2 protein-coding genes are annotated in these 3,806 nt (G+C 56.8%); both read right to left on the bottom strand.

The features are described from left to right. Positions 1-404: 404 nt before the first annotated feature. Complete coding sequence (locus PAT3040_RS18230; RefSeq protein WP_108993858.1) at positions 405-3,497, bottom strand: glycosyl hydrolase; 3,093 nt, start codon at positions 3,495-3,497, stop codon at positions 405-407. Then, the coding region (locus PAT3040_RS37185) for a hypothetical protein (RefSeq protein ID WP_181376703.1) at positions 3,487-3,806 on the bottom strand (320 nt) is incomplete at its 5' end. The genes PAT3040_RS18230 and PAT3040_RS37185, both read right to left, overlap by 11 nt.

Genomic DNA, 3,806 nt, shown 5'->3' with positions numbered 1-3,806 from the left:
GGACGTTAATCTGAGTACCTTTCCGGTCCATCGGCGTTTTTAACGCCTACAACGGCTCGTTCGCTTACTTTTTGGAGCCATAAGCGTTTCTAACGCCTATGGACGTTAATCAGAGTAACTTTCCGGTCCATCGGCGTTTTTAACGCCTACAACGGCTCGTTCGCCTACTTTTTGGAGCCATAAGCGTTATTAACGCCTATGGCTGATGATCAGAGTTACTTTCCGGTCCATCGGCGTTTTTAACGCCGACAGCTGCTCGTTCGCCTACTTTTTGGAGCCATGTAGGTTTTATCGCCAATAAGAATTTCACTTCCAAAGCAAGCTCGGAACCATATAAATTCTGACGTGGTAAAATAGGCTTCTCACAAAGTTCGGTCTGAACTCGTGAGAAGCCTATTTGTTATTTATGTGATCAAATGACGTTTTTTAACTTGAGCTTCATCGCTTTGCCGGATTTCGAGTACCGGACTGTATCCGGTCCCAAACGGGACAAAAGCGTAACGTTCCACCCATGTAATGTCCGGATGCACGTATCCGGTCACTCCGTCCTCCCACACTTTTTTTCCTTGGAACGTGCTGGGCCCGACGAAATAAGGATCTCCCGAGTAATGATGATGAGGCCCCAGCAAATTGCGCAGCGTTCCGGTCAAATGAATCGTAATCGTATTGACTCCGGGATTCAGCAGATCCGTAAGCTCCCATTCGTAAGGTCCCCATGCCAGCCTTCCCGCGCTCGTTCCGTTAACGTCAACGCTTATTACGCAAGTTGTCGGCTCCTGTAGACACAGCGACACGCTTTGCCCCCGGCCGTCCCATTCGATCTCTTTTTCCAACGACAACGTTCCTTGAAAAAAGTGAAAGCCCTGACTCGTCAGCTCGTCGATCTGGTAATGAGTTCGTTGGGGTCGGATCTCGTACGCTTCCACCTGCGCCTCCACTAGGTTTTGCGGGGAGCTCCAATACGAGGATGGCTCAACCGCCGTCTCGAAAACGCCGAGCAAATACAAGCTCTCCAACTCCGTCTTGTGCACGAATCGGTTCCGCTCCGTCTCGAATGCACCGGAATCGTCCAAATAGCAATGCTCCATCCGGCCTTCGAACACTCTATGAACGACGAGGGTGTTCATCCCGCTCCTGACGTACGGACCGATCTCGGCTTTCTCGATCGAAGCGTCCAACCATGACCCCTCTGTCTGTAAGGGGAGCGTGAGGTCGTTTAAGGAGAAACGGCAGGAATGCAGGTCTTCTCCCGCCAGAATTAACCCTTGGCGGCAAGCAAGGTCAGGATGGACGCAAAAAGAAAAAGCCAGTTCGATATCCAGCCGCTCCCGTCGGGAGACCAGAAGCTGCTGGACGTGCAACACGTCGAGCGGCTTGCTCCACGCTTCTTCTCCCGACAGCCGGTAGCGGCATCGGTCCAAGGTCAACGCGTTAAGGACCTGATGCTTTAAGCTCCAAGCTCCCCCGAGCTCGAACGAGCTTCGTAGCCCTTTGCGTTCCAAGCGCTCTTCGGCGACTGGCGCAGCCTCCGGAAGTCTCTTCGCCGCAAATAGGATGGATTCGCCAGGACCGAGCGTGAACGTATGTCTCGTCTTCCCGTCCGCTATCGCGACGGATTGCACGTTCCTCTCGCCCGAAAGGGCATCGACCGCCCACACCTCGCAAGCCCCGTCCCACGTAAGCGCCAGTTTCCGAAGGCCGGGATCCCGGCGGGCGTGAAAGAGAAACAGCGTCCCCTCGTCCTCAGTTCTGCGGTGATGAGCAATGATGTCTTTGGCCGGTCGCCCCGCTTCGTCGGCAAGCCGATACAGGGAGGGCGTTTCCCGCAGCACGAACTCAAACGCCTTATACGTCGGCATGATCCGCTTTACATGCACCTCGCACCATTCCCGCAGCGCCTCCGAGGGCTCCCCCTCGATGTGGCCCGGATATTCCCCCGCGCTGACGACCGTTCCTCCCTGCTCCACGAACTGCCTTAGCAGTTCAAACGTGCTCTTCTCCAGCGAATACAGAGCTGGCAGAAAAACGAGGCTGTACCGGCATTCGCCCACCTTTAGCCGGCCCTGCTCGACCTCGCCGTATCGGCTCAGCAGCGTCTCGTCTCCATAGTCGAACTCCCGCTGCATGTCCAATAGAAGCTGCGAAATTTCCCCAAACCTCCGGTCAAGCTCTCTCACGGCATGAGGCCGTTCCGGCTCGTAGAGACACCACGCGCTGGTAATCGGATGAATGACCAAAATGTCCGCCGCGGATGTTCCAGCGGTCAATCTGTTCTGGCGGTTCTCCACATAGCGATTGAATAAGTCGAAATGCGGCCACCAGGGCTGATGCGGCGACAGCGAAGGCGGATAATCCCGTTTGCGTGCGCCTCGCAGCGAGTAGGACGCCAGGTGCTGGCACTGCACGTTGATTCCGAGCGCCAGCTGCCAATCGGCGATCCACTTCAAATCTTCGAAATGCGCTCCCCAGCCGCTGCAGCCAAACGTCTCCGCCAGCACCTGCCTCCGACCGAGCTGGCGCGCCGCGCTCGCCGCCTGCTTGATCAGAACGGGGCGGGTCAGCCGCAGACCAAGGTGGTCGATACCCGGCATCTGCATCCATTCGTAATGAGGCATCGCCGCGCCGATCTGCGACATCTGGAAAAGAAGGGTATCCTCGGCAGCCATGTGCCCCGTGAAACATAAACCGTTTTTCTCGCACCATAGGCCGATCTGAGCCGTGTATGAGGCGACAAATTGCTTCGTAACCGTCTGCCAATAGTCATGCCTGATCTTTGCCGTATCCGGTTGCTCGAACCAAAGCGCGGGAAGCGCCGACAGCAGGTCGTAGCCGCGGCCGGTTTCGAAAGCCGCGGTCAACGATGGCGACCAAGGCCATTGGCCAACCGCGTACTGGGGCTCGTCGGTAAAAACACCCCGAATCGTACTCCCGAATTCTTGGCCAAAGCGCTCCTTGTACTTTTCATGCGTATGAAGGATAAAGAACGCGACGGCCTCGGGGTTGAGAAGATCGGTATAGTAGGGATTAACGTCATAATAGACATGGAGCACCTGGGAAGCCGCATGCAAAATCTCCTCCGGCGCGATCTGCCGCCACGGTCCCTCTTCCCCATCCCGGATGTAGCAGGCCAGACTACGGTCCGTCAGCCGAAACCTTGCCGGCTCGACGATTTCGCGGCACAGCCATTTTTGCTGAAATCGTTCCCCTTCGCCGGGCACCTTGCCGCCGCAAAATCCGCTGGGCCACGCATCTTCGTCGTAAAGCCAGATTTCCATGTCCAGCTGCTTCGCTTCCTCTACCGCCCAGCCTACGGCTTCCATCCATTCGTCTCCAAGATACGGCGTTTGCAGTCCGCCTCTGGCGTGAAGGAAGACACCGTGAAGGCCCGCTCGCTTGAATTCGCCCAGTTGCCTGTCGATCTCCTCCCGCTCCAGTCGGTCGTTCCACGACCAGAACGTCAAATTTCCTTTTGTCCAAATCCGGTTATTAGCGAGCATGAATCATCGCCGCCTCCAGCCATTCCGCGCAGCTTTCCCGATCCCAGCCGTCGATTAAATTCTCCCTCTCCAAAGCCACCCGCCAATGGGACGCGGCCTCCTCCCACCGCCGCTCGATGGCGCAAAGCTGGCCCGACGATTGCGAGTGGATGGAACGAAGCTTGGTCGAGACAAAATCGTAGTAGCGCATCAATTCGGCCGCGTCGGCGCTAAGCTCGATGGAGGACGAAGCGACGGCCGCATGGTCATCGGAGGACAGGGCGGCTGTCCCAAGTTCGTCGGACAACGGGCCGGCAGGCTCATGATACG

This window comes from Paenibacillus agaridevorans (assembly GCF_003112455.1).
Taxonomy (GTDB): domain Bacteria; phylum Bacillota; class Bacilli; order Paenibacillales; family Paenibacillaceae; genus Pristimantibacillus; species Pristimantibacillus agaridevorans.
Note: the sequence above shows the minus strand (reverse complement) of the source record. Positions and strands in the feature narration are given on the sequence as shown.

Bases quoted from the DNA above. Each gene is read 5' to 3' on its own strand.
- PAT3040_RS18230 (WP_108993858.1), bottom strand. From the start codon at position 3,497: ATGCTCGCTAATAACCGGATTTGGACAAAAGGAAATTTGACGTTCTGG.